Origin of the sequence: Phyllobacterium sp. CCNWLW183, from assembly GCF_037203775.1 — a bacterium.
GTDB lineage: Bacteria > Pseudomonadota > Alphaproteobacteria > Rhizobiales > Rhizobiaceae > Phyllobacterium > Phyllobacterium ifriqiyense.
This window is the reverse complement of the sequence record NZ_JBBCBN010000003.1, coordinates 148,988-170,110: the sequence shown is the minus strand read 5'-3', so window position 1 is coordinate 170,110 and position 21,123 is coordinate 148,988. Positions and strand designations below refer to the sequence as shown.

Annotated in this window: 18 protein-coding genes; 10 read left to right on the top strand and 8 right to left on the bottom strand. The window is 54.7% G+C overall.

Translation table 11 applies throughout. The features are described 5' to 3' along the window. Window positions 1-14 precede the first annotated feature (14 nt). Window positions 15-392, top strand: coding sequence for a hypothetical protein (locus V9K95_RS08905; protein WP_336440590.1), 378 nt, complete (start codon window positions 15-17; stop codon window positions 390-392). Between the two features lie 61 nt (window positions 393-453). Here V9K95_RS08905 and proC read toward each other — a convergent pair whose 3' ends face one another. From proC to V9K95_RS08890, 3 genes are all read right to left on the bottom strand, one after another. Further along, a complete protein-coding gene (proC, locus tag V9K95_RS08900) occupies window positions 454-1,272 on the bottom strand; it encodes a pyrroline-5-carboxylate reductase (protein WP_115051268.1) in 819 nt (272 codons plus the stop codon). Between the two features lie 72 nt (window positions 1,273-1,344). Further along, window positions 1,345-2,649 (bottom strand): O-antigen ligase family protein, encoded by a 1,305-nt coding sequence (locus V9K95_RS08895; RefSeq protein ID WP_336440589.1) that lies wholly within the window; start codon window positions 2,647-2,649, stop codon window positions 1,345-1,347. Beyond that, window positions 2,618-3,616, bottom strand: a complete 999-nt coding sequence (locus tag V9K95_RS08890; protein WP_370878799.1) for a glycosyltransferase family 2 protein — start codon at window positions 3,614-3,616, stop codon at window positions 2,618-2,620. The genes V9K95_RS08895 and V9K95_RS08890 overlap by 32 nt, the downstream gene beginning before the upstream one ends. A 77-nt stretch (window positions 3,617-3,693) precedes the next feature. Between V9K95_RS08890 and V9K95_RS08885 the strand changes: the two genes are divergently transcribed. From V9K95_RS08885 to V9K95_RS08875, 3 genes are read left to right on the top strand one after another with little or no spacing between them, the layout of a single operon-like run. Then, window positions 3,694-4,863 (top strand): glycosyltransferase family 4 protein, encoded by a 1,170-nt coding sequence (locus tag V9K95_RS08885; RefSeq protein WP_336440588.1) that lies wholly within the window; start codon window positions 3,694-3,696, stop codon window positions 4,861-4,863. A 2-nt stretch (window positions 4,864-4,865) separates the two neighbouring features. After that, complete coding sequence (locus V9K95_RS08880) at window positions 4,866-5,612, top strand: WecB/TagA/CpsF family glycosyltransferase (protein ID WP_336440587.1); 747 nt, start codon at window positions 4,866-4,868, stop codon at window positions 5,610-5,612. Then, window positions 5,609-6,469, top strand: coding sequence for a DUF6492 family protein (locus V9K95_RS08875; RefSeq protein ID WP_115051263.1), 861 nt, complete (start codon window positions 5,609-5,611; stop codon window positions 6,467-6,469). The genes V9K95_RS08880 and V9K95_RS08875 overlap by 4 nt, the downstream gene beginning before the upstream one ends. Here the strand turns inward: V9K95_RS08875 and V9K95_RS08870 are convergent. Next, window positions 6,466-7,725: a lipopolysaccharide biosynthesis protein gene (locus V9K95_RS08870; RefSeq protein WP_336440738.1), complete on the bottom strand. Its 1,260-nt coding sequence runs from the start codon at window positions 7,723-7,725 to the stop codon at window positions 6,466-6,468. The genes V9K95_RS08875 and V9K95_RS08870 overlap by 4 nt on opposite strands. A 209-nt stretch (window positions 7,726-7,934) precedes the next feature. On the opposite strand from V9K95_RS08870, the gene V9K95_RS08865 reads away from it, so the two are divergent. Then, complete coding sequence (locus V9K95_RS08865; RefSeq protein WP_336440586.1) at window positions 7,935-10,109, top strand: GumC family protein; 2,175 nt, start codon at window positions 7,935-7,937, stop codon at window positions 10,107-10,109. 26 nt (window positions 10,110-10,135) lie between these two features. On the opposite strand, the gene V9K95_RS08860 is transcribed toward V9K95_RS08865, so the two are convergent. Beyond that, window positions 10,136-11,389 (bottom strand): sarcosine oxidase subunit beta family protein, encoded by a 1,254-nt coding sequence (locus tag V9K95_RS08860; protein ID WP_307282845.1) that lies wholly within the window; start codon window positions 11,387-11,389, stop codon window positions 10,136-10,138. A 200-nt stretch (window positions 11,390-11,589) separates the two neighbouring features. Between V9K95_RS08860 and folD the strand changes: the two genes are divergently transcribed. Further along, window positions 11,590-12,489 carry a bifunctional methylenetetrahydrofolate dehydrogenase/methenyltetrahydrofolate cyclohydrolase FolD gene (gene folD / locus V9K95_RS08855; RefSeq protein WP_336440585.1) on the top strand — a complete coding sequence of 300 codons (900 nt, stop codon included), beginning with the start codon at window positions 11,590-11,592 and terminating at the stop codon, window positions 12,487-12,489. A gap of 38 nt (window positions 12,490-12,527) precedes the next feature. Then, entirely contained in the window at window positions 12,528-13,490 is a 963-nt protein-coding gene (locus V9K95_RS08850; protein ID WP_115051260.1) for a GlxA family transcriptional regulator, read from the top strand. A 77-nt stretch (window positions 13,491-13,567) separates the two neighbouring features. Here the strand turns inward: V9K95_RS08850 and edd are convergent, their stop codons facing one another. The 3 genes from edd to zwf all read right to left on the bottom strand — a co-directional run bounded on the left by edd (window position 13,568) and on the right by zwf (window position 17,649). Next, window positions 13,568-15,394, bottom strand: a complete 1,827-nt coding sequence (edd, locus tag V9K95_RS08845) for a phosphogluconate dehydratase (protein ID WP_307282848.1) — start codon at window positions 15,392-15,394, stop codon at window positions 13,568-13,570. A 66-nt stretch (window positions 15,395-15,460) separates the two neighbouring features. Next, window positions 15,461-16,195, bottom strand: coding sequence for a 6-phosphogluconolactonase (gene pgl / locus V9K95_RS08840; protein ID WP_336440584.1), 735 nt, complete (start codon window positions 16,193-16,195; stop codon window positions 15,461-15,463). Then, entirely contained in the window at window positions 16,177-17,649 is a 1,473-nt protein-coding gene (gene zwf / locus V9K95_RS08835) for a glucose-6-phosphate dehydrogenase (protein WP_115051257.1), read from the bottom strand. The genes pgl and zwf overlap by 19 nt, the downstream gene beginning before the upstream one ends. A 170-nt stretch (window positions 17,650-17,819) precedes the next feature. On the opposite strand from zwf, the gene V9K95_RS08830 reads away from it, so the two are divergent. The 3 genes from V9K95_RS08830 (at window position 17,820) to V9K95_RS08820 (ending at window position 21,047) form a co-directional block, all read left to right on the top strand. Beyond that, a complete protein-coding gene (locus tag V9K95_RS08830) occupies window positions 17,820-19,295 on the top strand; it encodes an aldehyde dehydrogenase family protein (RefSeq protein ID WP_307282857.1) in 1,476 nt (491 codons plus the stop codon). A 38-nt stretch (window positions 19,296-19,333) separates the two neighbouring features. Then, window positions 19,334-20,083: an SDR family oxidoreductase gene (locus tag V9K95_RS08825; RefSeq protein ID WP_307282860.1), complete on the top strand. Its 750-nt coding sequence runs from the start codon at window positions 19,334-19,336 to the stop codon at window positions 20,081-20,083. Window positions 20,084-20,204: 121 nt separating this feature from the next. Next, window positions 20,205-21,047 carry an oxidoreductase gene (locus V9K95_RS08820; RefSeq protein ID WP_115051254.1) on the top strand — a complete coding sequence of 281 codons (843 nt, stop codon included), beginning with the start codon at window positions 20,205-20,207 and terminating at the stop codon, window positions 21,045-21,047. The last annotated feature ends 76 nt before the right edge of the window (window positions 21,048-21,123 follow it).

Genomic DNA, 21,123 nt, shown 5'->3' with positions numbered 1-21,123 from the left:
TGAAAGGAAAAACGATGCGAAAGATGATAGTGCTCGCGCTCTGCGCGGCATTCCCCTTGGCCACTTCGGCCGCTTATGCCCAGACAGCTACGCAGACCGCTCCAAACGCTGCTGCTCCATCACCTGAAGCGCCAGCTCAAACAGGGGCACCGCAGATCACGACCATCAATATTGTCGATATCAATGAATTGCCGGATGCCACCAAAACGCACGTCAACGATGCCGTTGCTCAGCGCAGCGACGAAGACGTAAAGAAACTGCGTTCTTCCATCGATAAATCGCCGGAAGTAACATCCGCGTTGAAGGAAAAAGGCCTCACATCCGAAGCAGTTGTGATAGCCAGCCTCGATTCAAAAGGGCTGCTGACGCTCGTCACCAAAAAGCCGAGCTGATCCAAATTTCTTTGCCTCCAGCAAAGTCAGTGAATACGACCGGAAACTTCCGGTCGTATTTCTATGCCTGATTACCCAATTCGACAGCACGCTTATGTGCAGCGGAAACCGCTTCGATCACGAGGTTTTTAAGCCTGTCTGCACCCATCAAGACATCGAGGGCGGCGGCCGTTGTTCCCTTCGGGCTGGTTACCTGTTCCCGAAGCTTTGTCGGCGTATCCTCGCTTGAAGCGGCCAATGCGCCTGCTCCGAACACTGTCTGCATGGCCAGTATTTCTGCGGTCTTCCGTTCAAGCCCTGCATGGACACCAGCCTCTGTCAGCGCTTCTATGAAATGAAATACATAAGCCGGTCCCGATCCTGAAACGGCTGTTGCAACATCAATCAGACTTTCATCATCCACTGCGGCCACGGCGCCGCTGGTTTCAAGCAGCCGGTCAACAAATGCTGCATTATCATCTGCGACATGGGCATTGCGAAATGTCACGATCATGCCCTTGCCGATTGCTGCCGGCGTATTGGGAATGGTGCGGATGATCGCTGCGCTTGCACCGAGATGTTCTTCAAAGAATGCTACTTTTATTCCCGCTGCCACACTGACAAATGTCGATGTTCCTGCAAATCGCGCATAGGCAGGAAGCACGTCGCGCATCACCTGAGGCTTCACCGCGACAAGTATGACACGCGGTGCGAGATCGTCCTCAACCTTTGATGCGTCATCAACAGCATTCACGCCCAAACTTGCAGCGCGTTCGAGAAGGGCAGGGGTTGGCTCGACAACAGTGACTTGGTCAGGCTGCAATATCCCGGCGTCCAGCCAGCCTTTAAGCATGGCAAAACCCATATTGCCGCATCCAACCAGAACCACATTATCGGACATTTTTTCTCTCCATTTGAATGGGCGGCACTTTGATCCGGTCCGGGTGCTTCGGTCAACTGGCTTCCGTCAAAATCAGGAACGCGATTGCAATGGAACCCGGGCCGTCATGCGCAATCCGAAACAGGCCATGACGACAATCAACCAGACAGGATCCGCCCGGCGAAAGAAAAAGCTCTCAAGAAAGGCATTCATAAGCGAGAAGGTCAGGCACATCATAAGAAAATCGGAGAGAAATATATTCTCGCGTTTCCTCAAAGTTCGCACATAGTCCACAAGCGGAAGCACGACCAGAACGACCATCGCGCAAATCAACGCGGGAACGCCCATAGCAATGGCAATATCCAGATAGCCATTATGCGCATGAACTATGCCTCGGACATCCCAGTCCAGATAATATGGGTTTTCCGCTTGCCGGACAACTGCCGCCTCCCAAAAGCTTTCCAGTCCATAGCCTCGCCATGGCGTTTCGCGGAGCTTTTCAAGACCAAACTGCCATATTGATGTTCGGCCCGTAAAGGTCGCATCGGCTCCCATTTGAACCAGTAGATCGTGTAGGGGAGGAAAGAAAAGCGTGCCAATGGTGAAACAGAAAAAGCCTGCAAGCGCAGCCACGATGAGCAACGCAGTCAGTATTCGTAATCCGAATAGACCTGGAACCATGACAAGCAGGATCACCATGGGGACCAGCGCAGTGGATGTTTTGGAGCCAGTATGCGCAACAAAGACCAGCGCAAATACCAAAATTGCTGCCCCGCTTTTTCGCCAGTCACGGCGAATGAGATAAATGCCTGCAAAGGCGAAGGAGGCCATGACGGGCCCGGCAACATTCTTATGGGCAAAAATACCGCGCCAAAGTCCGGCATGTTCAGACTCTATTTCACCCGCTGTATGCTTGGCGAGATCGGGTACGACGACCAATCCGACATAGGACAGAACAAGTACTGCCGTTGCAGCAATAATCAGAGCAAGCGAGAAGCCGTCCATGTCGGGTGGAAGCGCCAGAACAGCCACGACGCATAATACCCCGATAATGGTGAAGATGACCGCACGTTGTGCCGCACCGGGATCGACAGCAACAAGCGTTGAAAGGAAAACAAACCCGAACATGACGATCCACAGCGGGCTTGCAAGAGAAAGCAGACGGCGTGGATCAGCCAACACAATCATCGCAAGAATTGAAACGCCGCCAAGGGCGCCAAAACCCAGCTGGTTGACCAGATCACCGCCGCCCCCGGCAATGGCAGTGCTCGCCGGTTGAAATGGCCGGAATGACACAAGCAGAACACACAAAATCAGCCCGGCAAGAAGGCTGGCGACAAGCCGCATCGGTATCGCCATAGGCGCGTCAGTTCTTTTCAGGTTGCCGATATTGCTCATTCGAATATCCGAATTCTGCCAAGACGCGGCCAAGCCCAATATAAATTTGATAGACACCGATAGATAGCGAGCCGGTTTGCGCTGTTTTCAGCGCGGCGCGAAAAGGCGAAATTGCAAGCAGCGCAAGGCTTTTCAAAACGGTCTTTACCTTGCCCAAAGGTTCGTCAGCGCGTTTGCGTTTTTCGATGAGGCTTGAGATAACGCCATTGCGCAAAGCGCGTGCTCTGATCCAGCCGGCTTCTACGCGCCGGGCAGGCACGGTTTCATAGACGGGCGCTTCTGCACACCACGCAATGGTAAAGCCTTTGACCACGCTCCTGCTGATAAAATCAGAATCTCCGCCACCCATAAAATTGAAGGTGAGGTCGAGAAACGGGAAAGGCATCGCCTCAAGCACATTTCGCCCAATCAGCAGATTGCCCGAGGAGTAAATAATCGGCACGCGTCCGGTTGTATCATAATGCGGGCTGAATACAGGATGCTTTGCCCATATTTGGTGTTCCGGCTTTGCAAATATCGGGATTTGAGGGCCGCCGACAAAATCGACATTATAGGCTTCGCGCGTTCTGCAAAGATTTTCGAGCCAATCGGGGGCCGCGATCTCATCATCGTCGATCACCACCAGGGATGTGAAGTTCGGGAAGATTTCCAGCGCTGTCTGCCAACCGGCATTATAGGCATTACAATTGCCGCGATCATGCGCGACGATTACCAAGCCACTATAGTCGCCGCTTTCGAACAGCGGTGAAGCGACAGCCGCGCCCTCGCGTTTCTCCGCCTCATTCTCCATGACAATAATTGCAAATGACCGGTCTGTCGCCTGTTCCTTGAGCGAGGCGAGGGTTCTCAGCAGGTGATCGGGCCGCTTGAAGGTTGGCAGAGTAACAACAACGTCAATCGTTTCCGGCGAAAGGCCGGGCGACTGCATGACGATACTTATATTGTCGTGGCCGTTCAGTTTCATCACGGGGCTATTTATCCGTTATTTATCTATATGAGGATATAGAAGACACTTGTTCAATATTTCATTACGTTCGAGCCGCAATGCATGTAGTTTTCGTCACATCTATCGTCCCGGACGGTAAACCGGCCACCGGCTATGAAATAGCCAATAAGGCAATTATCGATGGGCTGAAGCGCGCTGGCATAAAGGTCACGGTAATCGGCTTTGTCTGGCCGGGCAGCACGCCGCTTGATCCGGAAAATACAATATTGCTCGGCGAGGTGGATGTTAGAAACGATACGGCGAGCTTTAGCCGCAAATTGCGTTGGCTGGGCAAGGCCGTGCTCACAGGACTAACCGTATCCTCAGTAAAACTGCGCATCATTACCAGGGCAAAGTTTCGAGCCGCACTTGCTTCTGCGGAACCATTCGACGCCTATATATTGAATGGTGTGGCGCTTGCGGGTGCTTTCGAAGATTGTTTTACCGGCAAGCCGCAAATATTCATCGCCCATAATGTCGAGCACCGCTCCGCTCGCGAAAACGCAGAGGCCGCGACGAGCCCGATACAAAAATATCTGTTCGATCGCGAATCCCGGCTGTTGGCAGGATTGGAAAAGCGCCTTTGCGATAGTGCTGCATTCGTCTTTACATTGGCTGATGAAGACATAGCCGCATTGCAACTTAATACAACTGATCGGGCCGCCGCCTTGCCTTTGGTAACTGAAGCGGACCCGGCGAAAATGTCCAGCCGCACGATTGAACATGATTTGGGCCTGATAGGCACGTGGACATGGCAGCCCAATCGTATTGGCCTTGAATGGTTTCTGCGCGAAGTAGCGCCCCATCTGGACAATGATATTGGTATTACAGTTGCTGGCAGCATCCCGGCTGATCTCAAAGCGGCATGGCCAAAGGTGAATTTTGCTGGGCGCGTGCCGGACGCAACGGATTTTGTTCGCAGCTGCGCGGTGATTCCATTGATCAGCCGGGCGGGAACAGGCGTTCAGCTGAAAACGATCGAAACGTTTGAGCTGGGCTTACCGAGTGTCGCTACAGCGCTGTCTATACGGGGCATTGCCGATATACCGGACAACTGCGTGGTGGCGGACGATCCGGTAGTGTTCGCCAAGGCTGTCAGCCAAATGGTTCGCAAGGTACGGTCCGGCGAAGATATGATCCGCTCCGGTAAAGTTTTCCGGCAAGCGCAACAGGCCCGCTTTGATCGCCAGCTAAAGCTCGGCCTTGGCCGAATTGAAGCGGTGAAATGAGCATGAGCGCTTTACCCAGCCGCTCTATTCTCGGCGTGTCTGTTATTGCTTTGCCATGGCAGGAAGCGATTGATCTGCTGCGCCAGTGCATTGCCACGCATGATTTTACGCTCATCACTTGGCTCAATGCTCACAATGCCAATGTTGCACAAACAGACGCCGGATTTCGCGCAGCGCTGGATAATTTTCTGGTTCTACCCGATGGCATCGGCGTAGATATCGCCGCAAAGATTCTGCATGGCTCACCGTTTCCCGCCAATTTGAATGGAACAGACTTTACGCCTGCTCTGTTGCAAGCCGAAATCAATCCGCTGCGCATCGGCCTGATTGGCGCAAGGCCGGATGTCGTTGAAAAAGCGGCGGGCAAGTTCCGGCAGATCGCTCCTCAGCACGAGATTCGCGTGATCAGCGACGGGTTTTTTAACGCGGCAGATGAACCGCGTATCCTGGAATCACTGAACGACTTCTCGCCGCATATTCTTCTTGTCGCGATGGGCGTTCCGCGCCAGGAAATATTCATGGCGCAAAAATTGACGGCACAGCATTGCACCGTGGCATTAGGCGTCGGCGCATTGTTCGATTTCATGGCGGGCGCCGTGCCTCGCGCTCCGCTGCTCATACAAAAAATGCGTTTTGAGTGGCTTTATCGTCTAGCCCAGGAACCGGGACGTTTGTGGCGCCGCTATGTTGTCGGCAACCCGCTTTTTCTGCTACGCGTCGTGCGAGCAAAATTAAGGGGTCGCAATTGAAGAACGCACTGGTTACCGCGAGTTACGCGCCGGATTTCCGGCGTTGCCAACTTCTGTGCGAGACCATTGACCGTTTTGTGACGGGCTATACCAAGCATTATATCCTAGTAGAGCACCGCGATATTGCTTTGTTCAAGCAGCTCGAAACGCCCAACCGCATCATCATCGATGAAAACGATCTTTTACCCGGCTGGATAAGGCCTTTTCCTGATCCCACGAATTTTGGCAGGCGCCGTATCTGGCTGTCGCCAAAAACCATGCCGTTGCGTGGCTGGCATATGCAGCAGTTGCGGCGCATCGCTATTGCCAAATATACAGATGATGATGCGCTGATCTACATTGATTCAGACGTGACTTTTCTCAAGCCATTTGACTGTGCTTCGTTCTGGCGCGGTAACACTATGCGGCTGTTCCGGCGCGATGGTGATCTGTTGCGGCCAGTCCCGGGCGATCAGCTCATCTGGTCGGAAAATGCGGGAAATCTGCTCGGCGTGACGCCGGTTAGTATTGCGGGGCATGATTACATTGGAACCCTCATTGCATGGCGGCGCGATGCGGTGATCGGCATGTGCAATCTCATAGAGAAGCGCAGCGGCAAGCACTGGGTGGCAGCTATTGGCCGCACACGCAAGTTTTCAGAATGCATGATCTATGGCCGCTATGTCGATGAAGTTTTGAACGCCAGGGGCCATTACCATGATGGCCGCGAATTCTGCCGGATTCATTGGTCGGCACCCGCGCCAACTGATGCCGAACTGGTGAAATTCGTTGAGGAAATGGCACCTTATCAGGTGGCAATCGGCATTCAGTCATTTCTTGGTGATGGCACCGATCGCATTCGCAAACTGTTCTTTTAGACGCGCCGCGCCGGTTTCTTGATCGCGCTGTAGGTGAGCGCGGTAGAAGCGATATAGATCACTACGAACATTGCGTTGAGCCAGACAAGCCAGTCATTGACCTCAAGGAATGTTACCAAAAGCCAGGACAGCAGCCCCGCTTTGATAATACCGAGCACGGCAAGATTGACGGCCCTCAAACCCGATTGGCCGCGGGCATAGAGTATTTCCGCTTGGTATTCAACGAGATTGCGCAGACCCGGTACGAGGATGACCAAGGGCAGCAGGGCAACCACTGACGCAACATTGTCGCCCAGGGCCCGTGGAAAAATATGCAGGAAAAGCGCTAGCGCGGCCAAGCCCAGAGTCGAGACCAGAAACACGCCCAGTTCCAACCCGCCACGGATTTTCATCGACTTGAGCATATCGGGCGTGCGCATCAGCTTTTGAACCAGCATCATATTGAAAGAGCGCACGGGCAGCGCGGTCAAATCAACGAGACGCATGATGATCGTGTACACACCGGCTGTCTGCGGTCCGCCAACAGCCAGAACCAGCAATTTATCCAGTTCTGACTGAACATAGAACAATACTTCCGCGCCGGTGACCGCAAATGAGTCACTTAGCCTGCGGCGATAAAGTTTCGGCACCAGCCGCAACCGCACTCTTGGATAGAAAAACAGGATGGCAATGATCAGGGCAATGCCATTGGCGCCTGCATACCACCAGCTCCAGATGGCAAGATTGGCAATGCTGGAAAATGCAAATAATACCGCTGCACCGGCTCGTAATGCCGTGCCGATAATGACAAGCAGCGCTGCCCGGCCAAATCGGTTGAGGCCATTATTGACAATGACCACAACTTCCATGGAGCGCCAGAGCAGGGCCTCAGTGCCGACAATGACGGCAAAAGTTCCAAGCGCAAGATCGGCACCGAAAAATACCAGATGAGCCAGATAGGCGGCGAGTATGAAGATCGGTAGAGATATGATGACGGCCGCCAGAAACCCGCCCGTATATGCACCGATTAACTGCGGTTTCACCGTCGAGATACGGTAAAGCGGCGAGACAAAACCGAAAGAGACAAGGCGTGAAAGTACCACGCCGGTCGCCGATGCTGTGGCAAACAGTCCAAACTCTGCAATTGTCAGCGTGTTCGCCAGCGCGACAAAATAGGCCAGCGATATAATTAGCCGCCCCGCCGATCCGCTGATCACCGAGAAATAGTCGCGGATGAGCCCCGCATTGGCTTTCACGTGCCGAACGACCAATTTCATATCCTGCATAACAATGTTTCAATGATTTAGCGTAAAAGGCTTAACGGCTCGTATTGCGTTGCCTTCCCTAGTGGATCATATGGTTGAACCGTCTTGCACGACCTATCATTAACGTTTTATTTTCCATAGAACTTTAGTGTGGATTAACCGTGGATCTCAGCATCCGCGATTGATCGCATTTGGGTTGAGATGTTGGAGTTCAGTTGCGGATGACTAGTCGTGAAAACGAGACGGTAAAGCGGCGCTCGCTGCTCTCGTTTGCCAGCGAGGAGGGCTTGGAGGCACAGTCATTGCCAGCTGGGCCTGCATCATCCGTGCGCAACGAGACCAATCTCGATCATTATCACAGAATGCGCAATTTGCGCCTTGCCGCTGAGTCCGAATCTATCCAGCCGCCGCTCAATGATATCCCTGAAAATCTCAGTGATGAGGCAGCCGAGCAGGATGCCATAAACCGTATGCGCGCCGATATGGCGGCGATCAAGGCCGAGCTCAATCGCCGTGTTGATGCTGCCGAAAGCGAAGTTCGCATGCCCGAGGCGACCTATGACGACCTGCTGCCGAACAACAAGCCTGCGGACGTGCCTCAAGTCCCCATTCCCCCAATTACCGAGCCGGCAATTGAAGAGCCGGCGCCGTTTGAGAAGCCGGTATTTTCTCCTTTGCGGCGGCCGGAACCAGCCCGGTCAGAACCTCAAAATACCAGTTATCAGGATGATGAATGGCGGCCTCTGGTCGATCCGCGTATTGTCATAAACAGAGTTGGCCGGTCTAAATCATTAATTGTGGCGACGACGCTCATTGGGACTTTGCTGGGCGTCGGTTACGCCATGACCCTGCCCAAGCTGTATTCCTCCACGGTTGAATTGCTTGTTGACCCTCGTGACCTCAAAATCGTCGACAAGGAGATTTCGTCAACCCAACTTCCTCTCGACGCCTCGCTTGCCGTTGCTGAAAGTCAATTGCGTGTCATCCAGTCGAGCAGCGTGTTGACGAAAGTGATAGACCGGGCCGGTCTTGCCAAAGATCCGGAGTTTAATGGTGATCTGAAAGAGCGCGGGCTGGTTGCTACGATAAGGGAATTGTTTTCCACTGACAGCACGCCTGATGCCACGACACGAGAGACTCTGCTCCTTCGCAATCTTTATGAGCATTTGAACGTCGAGCGCAGCACCAAGAACTACATTTTCAACATCACGGTCGATTCACGCGATCCGGAAAAATCCGCACTCATCGCCAATACCGTGTCGGATGTCTTCCGTGAAGAGCAGGGCAATATTCAGTCCGATACGGCAAGACAGGCCACAGAGGCACTGACAGCCCGGCTGAATGACCTGCGGGCAGGGGTCGAAGAGGCTGAAAACGCCGTTCAAAAGTTCAAGGCTGAAAATGATCTCGTTGATGTTCAGGGACGGCTGATCAGCGACGACGAAATCACGCGCACCAATGATGAATTGACAGCCGCGCGCAACCAGACAATCCGGCTGAACGCGCAGGCAGCATCTATTCGCAGTACCTCTGTTGATGGTGTGCTTGGCAATACTCTGCCGGAAGAATTTCGCTCAGGCGTCATTGTCGCCCTGCGCTCGCAATATGGTGCGTTAAAGCAGCAGGCCGATGGCCTTGCCACCAAGCTTGGACCGCGCCACCCGCAACTCATTCAGGCGCAATCGCAAGTTAGTGGTATCCGCAGTGAAATCCGCAATGAATTGCAGCGCATCGCCTCATCGGTGCAAACGGAACTCAAGCGCTCTCAACAGCAGGAACAGGAGTTGATGACACGCCTGAACCAGTTAAAGGCGCGCACCGCCTCCAACAATGAGGAGATGGTCAAACTACGTGAACTCGAGCGCGAAGTTGCGGCCAAGCGTGCAGTCTATGAAGCGTTTCTCCTGCGTGCCAAGGAAACCGGTGAGCTTGAAGGCGTCAACACCACCAATATACGCGTGATTTCTCCTGCACGGCCTGCACTCGAAAGTACGGGCGGGTCGCGCAAGCTCGTGGCTGTCGCAGGTTTGCTCGGGGGGCTTTTCGCAGGCCTTGGTATCGCGATCCTGCTTGGCATGATTGAAAGTTTTCGTGCGGGAAATTCGCCAACGGAGCCTCGCCCAACAGGAAATGGCAGGCGGACCAAACCTTTGCCCAGCGATGAGGCTACCTCGCCGGAGAAGTCGCGATTGGGTGCTGCCATTGAACGTGTGCATAGCAGCGGAACCTCATCCGAGCTTGAGGATGAAGTGGCAATCGCCGAGTTCCTTTATGCCTATGCCGACGCCCATATTGCCCCCCGTGAACACGACAATTCCAATATCGAAGAGATGCTGGACGAGATTGCAGCATTGCGCGAGATATTGCGTGAAGAAGCCGAGCGGCAGGCTTCTTAGGTAGTTCCAGCGTTTTCCGATCAGCTCTAATGCAGCCTTGGCGTGGGGCCTTGCCCCTTATCGTCTACAACATAGCCACGATAGAAACGATCCAGCGTAAAGGGCGCGGAGAGAGGGTGCGGCTCATCCCGGGCAATTGTCCAGGCAAAACATTTGCCGGAAATCGGCGTTGCCTTGAAGCCGCCATAGCACCAGCCGGTGTTCAGATACATGCCAGGAAGTGGTCCCGTGGTAATGATAGGTGAGCCGTCCATGCTCATATCCATGATACCGCCCCACGAACGCAGCAACTTGACCCGCGCCAGAGCCGGGATAAGCGCGACGAATTCGCTCATGACATCTTCAACAACCGGAAGATTGCCACGCTGCGCATAGGAATTGTAACCGTCAATGTCGCCGCCAAAAACCAGCCCGCCCTTGTCGGACTGACTGAAATAAAGATGCCCCCCGCCAAAAGTTGCAACCGTATCGACGACGGGCTTCAGCGCTTCCGAAACAAACGCTTGCAGCACATGTGATTCAAGCGGCAAACGATCAATGCCTGCACGGCGCATGAGTTCACTCGTATTGCCCGCCACCGCACAGCCAACCTTTTTGGCATTGATCGGTCCGCGGGTTGTCATGACGCCGGTAACCTGATCGCCGTCTTTCAGAAAACTGGTCACTTCGCAGTTCTCGATAATATCGACGCCAAGTTGATCGGCAGCCCGCGCATAGCCCCAAACCACGGCATCGTGCCGCGCCGTACCCGCGCTGCGCTGCATCAAGCCGCCAATAATGGGAAAGCGCGCCGAACTGCTGATATCGAGGCCCGGTATCAATTTCTTGATCTGGACCGGAGTCACCAGTTCTGCGTCTATACCGTTCAGCCGCATCTGGTTGCCGCGCCTTGCATAGACGTCGAGCTGCGGCAGGGAGTGAGCGAGATTAACAACGCCGCGCTGCGAAAACATCACATTATAGTTGAGGTCATGGGACATGGTTTCCCACAACTTCATCGACGCTTCATAGAAATGCTGATTTTCGGAAAGGAGGTAATTGGAGCGGATAGCGGTGGTGTTGCGGCCGATATTGCCCGATCCGAGCCAGCCTTTTTCCACCACGGCTATGTTGCGGATGCCATGTTCCTTTGCAAGATAATAGGCCGTCGCAAGTCCGTGGCCGCCCCCGATTATAACCACATCATAGGCAGGTTTCGGATCAGGTTTACGCCATGCAGGCTTCCAGTCCTTGTTGCCGTTAAGGGCATTTTTAAGCAGGCTGAAGGCTGAATAGCGCATTTGAATTCCCGGAATCGGTAAGGTGTTCACAATCATGCTTGGATTTGCTGCGTTAGCCAAGCCCTGCAACGTATCATCGCATTGCGGTTCTGTATCGCTTTCGCTATTGCGTCAGGGAACGCCGTTCTGACGGTATTGTTTGGGCGTAAAATCAAGAGAATGACGCTCAATCCGCGAAGTAAGAGTTTCAGGAGCAGCACATGGCAGTGACAATCAATGGCAAGGAGATTGCCGAGGATGTGGTTTCGAAGGTCAAGCTATCTGCCGCCGAGCTGATTGAGGGCACGGGCATTACACCGGGGATCGCCGTTGTCATCGTTGGCGAAGATCCTGCCAGTCAGGTTTATGTTGCATCCAAGGGCAAAAAAGCGCGCGAATGCGGGTTTCATTCCGAGCAACATACCTTGCCTGCGGAAACCTCCGAGGAAGACCTTGTTACGCTGGTAGAGAAGCTCAATGCTGATCCGCTGATCCACGGCATTCTGGTACAGCTCCCTTTGCCCAAGCACATTGATTCGGGCCGCATTATCCAGACGATATCGCCGGACAAGGATGTCGATGGTTTCCATTTTATCAATGTCGGAAAATTGGGCACCGGCGAACTCGACACTGCATTTGTTCCCTGCACGCCTGCTGGCTCGATGCTGTTGATCGATCGGGTTCTCGGGCGCGATCTTTCCGGCTTGAATGCTGTGGTGGTTGGTCGTTCCAATATTGTTGGCAAGCCCATGTTCAATTTGCTTCTTGCACATAATGCGACAGTCACTATCGCCCATAGCAAAACGAAAGATCTGGCAGCTCTCTGCCGCACTGCCGATATTCTTGTGGCCGCTGTCGGCAGGCCGCAAATGATCAAGGCCGATTGGGTAAAGCCCGGAGCGACGGTCATTGACGTTGGCATCAATCGTATTCCAGCTCCTGAGCGAGGCGAAGGAAAGACACGGCTTGTGGGCGATGTGGATTTTGCCGATGCTGCGACGGTTGCTGCGGCGGTCACCCCGGTGCCCGGTGGCGTTGGTCCCATGACAATCGCCATGCTTATGGCAAATACGCTTGTCGCCGCCTATCGCTCCGCTGGAAAAACGCCGCCGCGCTTCTGATCCATTTGCTCAAATAGGGAATCTCGTTACAACACCGTATGGCCGAAACAATCAAGGTCGGCAGAACCTTCGCCTTTCTGCTCGTCGACAAATTTCCGATGTTCAGCCTTGCGGCTGCTATCGATACAATGCGCACGGCCAATCGCATGTCCGAAGAGACCTTTTATTCGTGGATCACTGTATCGGCGACCGGAGCAGCTGTAACTGCATCCAATGGTCTTCAGATCAATGTGGAATATGCGCTTGCTGATCTGCCCTCGGCGGATATATTTTTCATCTGTGCCGGATTGACGACCGAATTTGAAGACAAGCCGAAAGTCATCGCGACATTACGCAATCTTGGACGACGCGGCGCCTCATTGGGCGGTTTGAATATTGGCAGCTATATCCTTGCTGAGGCGGGCCAATTGGAAGGGCATCGTTGCACCATTCACTGGGAAAACCGGGCTGGTTTTCAGGAGCGTTTTCCGCAGATTGAATGCACGGGAAATGTCTTCGAGATTGACCGCAAGCGCTATACATGTGCAGGCGGCACAACATCGATCGATCTGATGCTGGAAATCATCAAGCAGGATTTCAGCCCGGCCCTTGCCAATGAGGTGGCCAACCAGTTTCATCATGAGCGTATTCGCTCTCAAACAGACCGACAGCGCATCGGCCCTGAGCGCGATCTCACCGGCAAATCGGAGAAATTGCGCAAGATCGTCGAGATTATGGCCGATAATCTGGAGCAGCCGAAATCTGCCGTGCGGTTGGCCAAGGCCGTTGGATTGTCCGTTCGTCAGGTAGAGCGGCTCTTCCTGCGTCATCTGAATATGACGCCCGGACGCTACTATATGAGCCTGCGCCTTGAGCGCGCGCGCGAGCTTTTGCGGCAAACCCACTCGCCCATTCTGGATGTAGCGCTGGCCACCGGCTTCACATCACATTCTTATTTTGCCCAAAGCTATCGCGCGCAATTCGGGCGCTCACCTTCCGACGAGCGCCGTACCAATTACTGATTTTTCGCCGGCCCGATTGTTTCGATATCGGTAAGTGCGAAACCAGCATCCTTGGTCAGGATAGGCACGTGCTGACCTTAAAGTCCAAACACCGATGCGCCTGCATCCGCGCGGCCTACGACATTGCGGAAGGAAGCAAAGAGTTCCCGTCCCATTCCATAGCTGTTATGGCTGATATCGACGACCGGCTCCGGACGCGCTGCCAGCACTGCCGGGTCTTCCAACACGTCAAGCGTGCCGATCTCAGCATCCAGCCGCACAATGTCGCCATCGCGTATTTTGCCGATGATGCCGCCGTCCAGAGCCTCTGGCGTGACATGAATAGCGGCTGGCACCTTGCCCGATGCACCGGACATACGGCCATCAGTAACAAGCGCAACCATGTGACCGCGATCTTGCAATACGCCAAGGGCAGGGGTCAATTTATGCAGTTCCGGCATGCCATTGGCACGCGGACCCTGAAAACGCACAATCGCTACGAAATCGCGATTGAGTTTTCCGGCCTTGAAGGCGTCTTGCAGCGCCGCCTGGCTATCAAAGACCAAAGCCGGTGCTTCAATAATATGGCGGTCGGCTTTGACTGCGGAAGTTTTGATAACGGCAGTGCCAAGATTGCCCTTGAGCATCTTCAGTCCGCCAGTCACCTGAAACGGTTCCACGCAGGTCGAGAGCACTTTTTTGTCGGCGCTTTCGGCTGGCGTAGGATTGCGAACCACAGTACCGTTTTCGCCAAGCGCGGGTTCGATTGTATAAGCGCGCAAGCCATCGCTGCCGCCCCAGACCGTCTTGACATCCTCATGCAGCAATCCGCCATCAAGCAATTCCCGGATGATGTAGCCCATGCCGCCCGCCGCGTGGAAATGGTTTACATCGGCAAGACCATTCGGATAGACGCGTGCCAAGAGTGGCACGACATCGGAAAGGTCGGAAATGTCCTGCCATGTGAGTTTGATGCCAGCGGCGGCAGCCATTGCAACCAGATGCATCGTGTGATTGGTTGAGCCGCCGGTTGCATGCAGACCGACAACGCCATTGACGATAGTACGCTCGTCGATCATTTCGCCGACAGGCGTGAATTCATTGCCGAGCGCGGTGATTGCAAGTGCGCGCTTGGCGGCTTCACGCGTCAGCGCATCACGCAAGGGTGTGCCCGGATTGATGAAAGATGAGCCGGGCATATGCAGGCCCATGATCTCCATCAGCATCTGGTTGGAATTTGCAGTGCCATAGAAGGTGCAGGTGCCGGGACCATGATAAGATTTTGACTCCGATTCAAGCAATTCGTCGCGCCCGACCTTGCCTTCCGCGTAGAGCTGGCGTGTTTTGGCCTTCTCATCATTCGGCAGTCCAGTGGTCATGGGGCCCGCAGGTATGAACACGGCTGGCAAATGACCGAAGGTCAGCGCGCCGATAACGAGACCTGGAACAATCTTGTCGCAAACGCCAAGATAGACCGCCGCATCGAACATGTCGTGTGAAAGACCGATAGCGGTTGCCATGGCGATGACATCGCGCGAAAACAGCGACAATTCCATGCCGGGCTGGCCCTGCGTCACGCCATCGCACATGGCAGGCACGCCGCCCGCAACCTGCGCCACGCCGCCTGCTTCCTTTGCTGCCTGCTTGATCAGGTTCGGATAAGTCTCGAATGGCTGATGCGCGGAAAGCATATCATTATAGGAAGTGATAATGCCTAAGTTCGGCACCACATCGCCCGCAAGCGCCGCCTTGTCGGAAGGGCTGCATGCGGCAAAACCATGGGCGAGATTGGCGCAGGCAAGAGCGGAGCGTTTTGGCTTGCGCGATGCGGCCTCGCGCAAATGATCGAGATACACATCACGCGTTGGCTTTGACTGTTCGCGGATGCGATTTGTAATGCTTTTCACCCGTTGCATGACGGTCATGTGTTCTCTCCTTGTAGCGTCTGCCGGTGAGTTTGGGAGCCTCCCGGCGATCACGCATCCGGGCGTTTACGGCGCCCAGAAAATCTCAAGATCAATCGGCTGAGAGGATAGCACGGCGCGGATAGGCATGTCCTCGACCTCACCCTCGCCAAGTGCTGCTTCCAGCGTGGTCATCTTGCCGGCACCTTCAATGTGCAACGCGATGAAACGCGCGGCTATGATGACAGGCAGTGTCAGCGTTAATCTCGGCTCGCCTGCATTTTCTGCGGACATTGGCAAAACCAAAGCTTTCTCATCTTTGGAAATTGCTGCTTTCAAATTGTCGCCGCCGGGAAAAAATGACGCCGTATGGCCATCACCGCCCATGCCAAGCACCACCACATCGAAAGGTTGTCCGAGCCTGGCAATTTCAGCGGCCGCCATTTTCGCGCCTTGATCCGCGTCAACAGCTTCGTGATACAGCCCGACAAAATTTGCGCCAGCTGCCGCATTTTGCAAAAGCGCTTCGCGCACCAGACGTTCGTTCGAGCGCTCGCTGGTGGGCGGCACAAAGCGCTCGTCCACCAACGTTATCGTGATCGTGTTCCACGGCAAATCCTTGAGCGATAAAGCCTTGAAAAAGCGGGCAGGTGTCGTCCCGCCAGAGACAGCCAGCACTGCCTTGCCATTTGCCTCGCAGCCCGCCCGCAGGTGGCCCGCAACGGTCGTTGCCAAAGCCTCGGCCAGAGCGTCGCCATTCTCAAAACTGTTCAATCGTTCGTCTGTCGCCATGGAATTGCGCCCTATTCCGGCTCGTGCCATGTGCGGCCATCACGCTCAATAAGTGCAATAGCGGATGAGGGGCCCCATGTTCCGGCGGTATAGCCAGAAGGCACCTGCTCGGTCTCGGCCCAGGCTTTGAGAATAGGGTCGATCCAGCGCCATGCCGCAACCACTTCGTCGCGGCGCATGAACAATGTCTGATTGCCGCGAACAACATCCATCAGCAGCCGCTCATAGGCGTCAGGGCTGCGAACCTTGAACGATTCGGCAAAACTCATATCCAGCGGAACGTGACGCAGGCGCATGCCGCCCGGACCCGGATCCTTGATCATCATCCACTGCTTCACGCCTTCATCCGGCTGCAGGCGGATGACGAGCTGGTTGGCAACAATGCGTCCGGCTGTCTCGCCAAAAATGGAATGAGGAATTGGCTTGAACGAAACGACGATCTCCGATGCGCGCGCGCCGAGACGCTTGCCGGTGCGAAGGTAGAACGGCACACCAGCCCAGCGCCAATTGGCAATTTCCGCTTTGATGGCGACAAATGTTTCCGTGCTGCTTGGAGAGCCAAGTTCGTCGAGATAGCCTTTGACGGCGCCGCCCGATGAAGCACCGGCACGGTATTGGCCGCGTACGGTCAGTTCTTCGGCGTTTTTCGAGGTGATGGGGCTCAGCGAGCGCAGCACTTTCAGCTTTTCATCGCGAACGGCATCGGCATCCATGGATGCGGGCGGTTCCATTGCGACAAGACACAGGAGCTGCATGATGTGGTTCTGCACCATGTCGCGCAGCGCACCGGCCTTGTCATAGTAACCGGCACGGCCTTCAAGACCCACCTGCTCGGCAACAGTGATCTGAACGTGATCAATATGGGCGGAATTCCATAGCGGCTCGTAAAACGCATTGGCAAAGCGCAGCGCCATGAGGTTCTGCACGGTTTCCTTGCCGAGATAATGATCTATACGGAAGATTTGCTGTTCGCTGAACACATGGCCGATTGTGTCATTGAGCGCGATGGCGCTATCGAGGTCGCGGCCGATAGGCTTTTCAACGATGATGCGCGTGTGGTCGGTAACGAGCTTGTAGCTCTTTAAACGGCTGGCGATATCACCGAAAAGCGAAGGGCTGACCGCGAGGTAGAAAGCGCGGATGCGCTTGGAGTCATTGCCGATTTCGTTCTTCAGCTCTTCCCATCCGGCATCCGAGGTCGCGTCAACCGCGACATAGCTGATGCGCTGGAGAAATTGCTCCACCTGCGCTTTGTCATATTCATCAGCCTTGACGAATTCCTTGATCGCAGCCTGGGCAAACTTGCGATAATCCTCAGTCGACATGGCTGAACGTGACGCACCGATAATACGGGTTGGTTCGGAAAGCTGGCCATCCCGCTGGCGCTGATAAAGCGCCGGGATCAGCTTGCGTTCGGCAAGATCGCCGGTTCCGCCAAAAACAATGCAATCAAATGGTTCAACCGGGATAATCTGACTTGTCATGAATAGAGTCTCGCTATGCCTGAATTGCGCAACACAAAGTGTAGCTCCGAAGCGCATGGTTTCTATAATCTAATCGATTTAAAATGACCAGTCCTTTAGCGCAAACTGCGTCAAATTGCATTTCCAATCCGCTGAAGTTCCGGTACGACTATCACGAACGGGAAACAGCCATGTTACAGAATCTCTCGCGAATTATCGCACAGGATAAGAATTTCCTGAACATCATCAATGGCAGACGTGTCGGCGCAGTCACGGGAAAAACCATAGCTGTGGCATGCCCTTCGGACGGGTCGGATTTCGCCACTATCCCCGCTTGCGACGCAACCGATGTGGATCGCGCTGTCAGCGCGGCCCGGCTGGCTTTTGAAGAGGGAGCCTGGTCGCATATGCCTGCCTTTGAGCGCGGGCGCTTGCTGACGCGTCTTGGGCAGCTCGTAGAAGAACATGGTGATGAACTCGCTGCCCTTGAGGCGCGCGATACCGGAAAACCGATAAGACAGGGCAAGGCTGACGTTGCTGCAACGATACGCTATTACGAGTTTTATGGCGGTGCAGCCGACAAGATTCACGGCGATACGATACCTTTTTTGGATGGCTACACGGCCCTGACATTACGCGAGCCGCACGGCGTTGTTGCCGGTATCACCCCATGGAACTATCCGATGCAAATCATGGCGCGCGTTGTTGGCGCAGCGCTTGCCATGGGCAATACTTTGGTCATCAAACCCGCCGAAGATGCCTCGCTATCCACCATCCGCATCGGCGAACTCGCCATTGAAGCGGGGTTTCCAGATGGCGTGCTCAATATCATCACCGGGTTTGGGGGTGAAGCAGGAGCGGCATTGTCTGCGCATCCCGGCGTTGATTACGTCACTTTCACCGGCTCACCCGTCACTGGCACTGCGATCCAGCAAGCAGCAGCAACCAATAATCGCGGCGTAACAATGGAGCTTGGTGGTAAATCACCGCAAATTGTTTTCGCCGATGCCGATATTGGCAAGGCTCTTCCGGTCCTCGTCAATGCCATCATTCAGAATGGCGGCCAGACGTGCTCGGCAGGAAGCCGCATTCTCATTGAGCATTCTATATATAACGAAGTTGCGGGAGAGTTGGCGGCAAGGTTCAACAATCTTGTCGCCGGGCCACATGACGCGGATCTCGACCTTGGACCCATGATCAATGCAGCGCAAAAGCGCCGCGTGGAAAATTATATAACAGCCGCTGCCGAAGCCGGGATTGAGGTCGTGGCGCGCGGCTCAATCCATGTGGATGCGCCTCTCTCCGGTTTCTACGTCGCGCCGGTTCTGTTCGGTGCGGTCGATCCGGCGGCAGTTCTGGCGCAAGAAGAGGTATTCGGCCCCGTACTTTCGCTTTTTTCCTTCAATGATGAGGAGGAAGCAATTCGCCTCGCCAACAGCACTGAATATGGGCTTGTCGCGGGGGTCTGGACCAGTGACGGTGCGCGTCAGCATCGTGTGGCCAAGCGCGTGCGTGCAGGGCAAGTCTACGTCAATTCCTATGGCGCTGGCGGTGGCGTGGAGCTGCCTTTCGGCGGTTTCAAGCGTTCCGGCCATGGCCGCGAAAAGGGGTTTGAGGCGCTTTACGATATGTCTGCAACCAAGACGATCGTTTTCCGCCACGATTGAATCCCATAAAACAAATCACAGTAGATGGAGGATAGAACATGGCCCGATTGGCAGGCAAAACAGCGATCATTACCGGTGCGGCATCAGGATTTGGCGAGGCAATGGCGCGCCGTTTTGCCGAGGAGGGCGCCAATGTCGTTGTTGCTGATTTAAATCTTGTCGGAGCGGAGGCCGTCGCTCAATCCATCGGTGAAAACGCTCTTGCCGTGCATACGGATGTGACGCGCAAGGAAGAAATTGACGCCATGGTGCAGACCACCATGGACAAGTTCGGTCGCATTGACATCATGGTCAACAATGCCGGTTATTCCCACCGAAACGGGTCCATGCTTGGCGTAGATGAAGATACATATGATCTCATCGCCGCGATCAACATGAAGGCCATTTATTATACCGCTCTTGCTGTTGTGCCGATCATGGAGCGACAGGGCAGTGGATCGATCATCACGACAGCTTCGACTGCTGGCTTGCGCCCGCGTCCGGGTCTAACCTGGTACAATGCCTCAAAAGGCTGGGCCATCAGCGTTACAAAATCCATGGCCGTCGAGCTTGGCCCGAAGAATATTCGCGTCAATTGCCTCTGCCCTGCGGCAGGCGAAACACCCATGCTCGGGCTGTTTCTCGGTGAGGATACGCCAGAACGCCGGGCGCAATTCAAGGCCACCATTCCTCTCGGCCGTCTGTCTGTACCTCTCGATGTTGCCAATGCAGCGCTCTATCTGGCTTCCGACGAAGCCCAGTTCATCACAGGCGTTGCGCTCGAGGTCGATGGCGGGCGTTGCATATAAAAGTGGGGTTTACCCTTGAATCAATGAGATAGGGGTCTACATCTTTGATGTATTCCCCCTTTAATAAGCGCTGCCCGGCCAAGCTGCCGCTCTGGCGTTATGCTTTTTCAAGGATATCATCATGACATCGAAACCTGTCTGGTTCATCACTGGTTGTTCAACCGGCTTTGGCCGCGAGCTCGCCCAATATACATTGTCGCTCGGTTATCCGACTGTTGTCACCGCCCGCAACCCCGCGCAGGTCGAAGATATCGCCAAGGGTCACGAAGACAATGCTCTTGTCCTGAAGCTTGATGTCACCAAGCCGGAAGAAGTCGCCGCTGCGGTCAAGGCTGCCGAAGCGCGCTTCGGACGCATAGATGTGTTGGTGAACAATGCGGGCATCGGCTATTTTGGCTCTCTCGAAGAAAGCGATCTGGCCGAAGCGCGCAAGATGTTCGACATCAATATCTGGGGTCTTATGGACATGACCCGCGCTGCTCTGCCGGGCATGCGCAAGCAACGCTCCGGCACCGTGGTCAATATCTCCTCGATTGGCGGATTAAGGGGCTTTCCGGCTGTCGGTTTTTATAATGCGACAAAGTTTGCTGTCGAGGGATTGTCGGAGGCGCTCTCCAAGGAAGTCGCGCATCTTGGCATCAAGGTGCTGATCGTAGAGCCGAGCGGATTCCGCACCGATTGGGCCGGTCGTTCTGCCAATGAAGCGTCGGAAACCATCGAAGATTATCGCCCCTCTGCCGGGGAGCGTATGCGCCAGATCAGGGAAGCGAGCGGCAATCAGCCGGGCGATCCGGTGAAAGCCGTGCAGGCAATCGTCAAGGCGGTTGAGGCGAACGATCCGCCGCTGCGTCTGTTGCTTGGCAAGATCGCCCTTGATGGCGCTCGCGAAAAAATCACGGAAATGCAACGCGATTTCGATGCTTGGGCTGAAGTGAGCATAGGCGCGGACGCGCCAAAGCAATAGTTAGAAGGGCCACGCGCGCATTTCGGACAAGATATTCGCGTGGCCGCATCCTTCACGAGTTTGCTAAAACAATTTT

Excerpts from the sequence above, each read along its gene's own strand:
- V9K95_RS08905 (WP_336440590.1), top strand. The coding sequence starts at position 15 with ATGCGAAAGATGATAGTGCTCGCGCTCTGCGCGGCATTCCCCTTGGCC.
- proC (WP_115051268.1), bottom strand. The coding sequence starts at position 1,272 with ATGTCCGATAATGTGGTTCTGGTTGGATGCGGCAATATGGGTTTTGCC.
- V9K95_RS08895 (WP_336440589.1), bottom strand. The coding sequence starts at position 2,649 with ATGAGCAATATCGGCAACCTGAAAAGAACTGACGCGCCTATGGCGATA.
- V9K95_RS08885 (WP_336440588.1), top strand. The coding sequence starts at position 3,694 with ATGCATGTAGTTTTCGTCACATCTATCGTCCCGGACGGTAAACCGGCC.
- V9K95_RS08880 (WP_336440587.1), top strand. The coding sequence starts at position 4,866 with ATGAGCGCTTTACCCAGCCGCTCTATTCTCGGCGTGTCTGTTATTGCT.
- V9K95_RS08870 (WP_336440738.1), bottom strand. The coding sequence starts at position 7,725 with ATGAAATTGGTCGTTCGGCACGTGAAAGCCAATGCGGGGCTCATCCGC.
- V9K95_RS08865 (WP_336440586.1), top strand. The coding sequence starts at position 7,935 with ATGACTAGTCGTGAAAACGAGACGGTAAAGCGGCGCTCGCTGCTCTCG.
- V9K95_RS08860 (WP_307282845.1), bottom strand. The coding sequence starts at position 11,389 with ATGCGCTATTCAGCCTTCAGCCTGCTTAAAAATGCCCTTAACGGCAAC.
- folD (WP_336440585.1), top strand. The coding sequence starts at position 11,590 with ATGGCAGTGACAATCAATGGCAAGGAGATTGCCGAGGATGTGGTTTCG.
- V9K95_RS08850 (WP_115051260.1), top strand. The coding sequence starts at position 12,528 with ATGGCCGAAACAATCAAGGTCGGCAGAACCTTCGCCTTTCTGCTCGTC.
- edd (WP_307282848.1), bottom strand. The coding sequence starts at position 15,394 with ATGACCGTCATGCAACGGGTGAAAAGCATTACAAATCGCATCCGCGAA.
- pgl (WP_336440584.1), bottom strand. The coding sequence starts at position 16,195 with ATGGCACGAGCCGGAATAGGGCGCAATTCCATGGCGACAGACGAACGA.
- zwf (WP_115051257.1), bottom strand. The coding sequence starts at position 17,649 with ATGACAAGTCAGATTATCCCGGTTGAACCATTTGATTGCATTGTTTTT.
- V9K95_RS08830 (WP_307282857.1), top strand. The coding sequence starts at position 17,820 with ATGTTACAGAATCTCTCGCGAATTATCGCACAGGATAAGAATTTCCTG.
- V9K95_RS08825 (WP_307282860.1), top strand. The coding sequence starts at position 19,334 with ATGGCCCGATTGGCAGGCAAAACAGCGATCATTACCGGTGCGGCATCA.
- V9K95_RS08820 (WP_115051254.1), top strand. The coding sequence starts at position 20,205 with ATGACATCGAAACCTGTCTGGTTCATCACTGGTTGTTCAACCGGCTTT.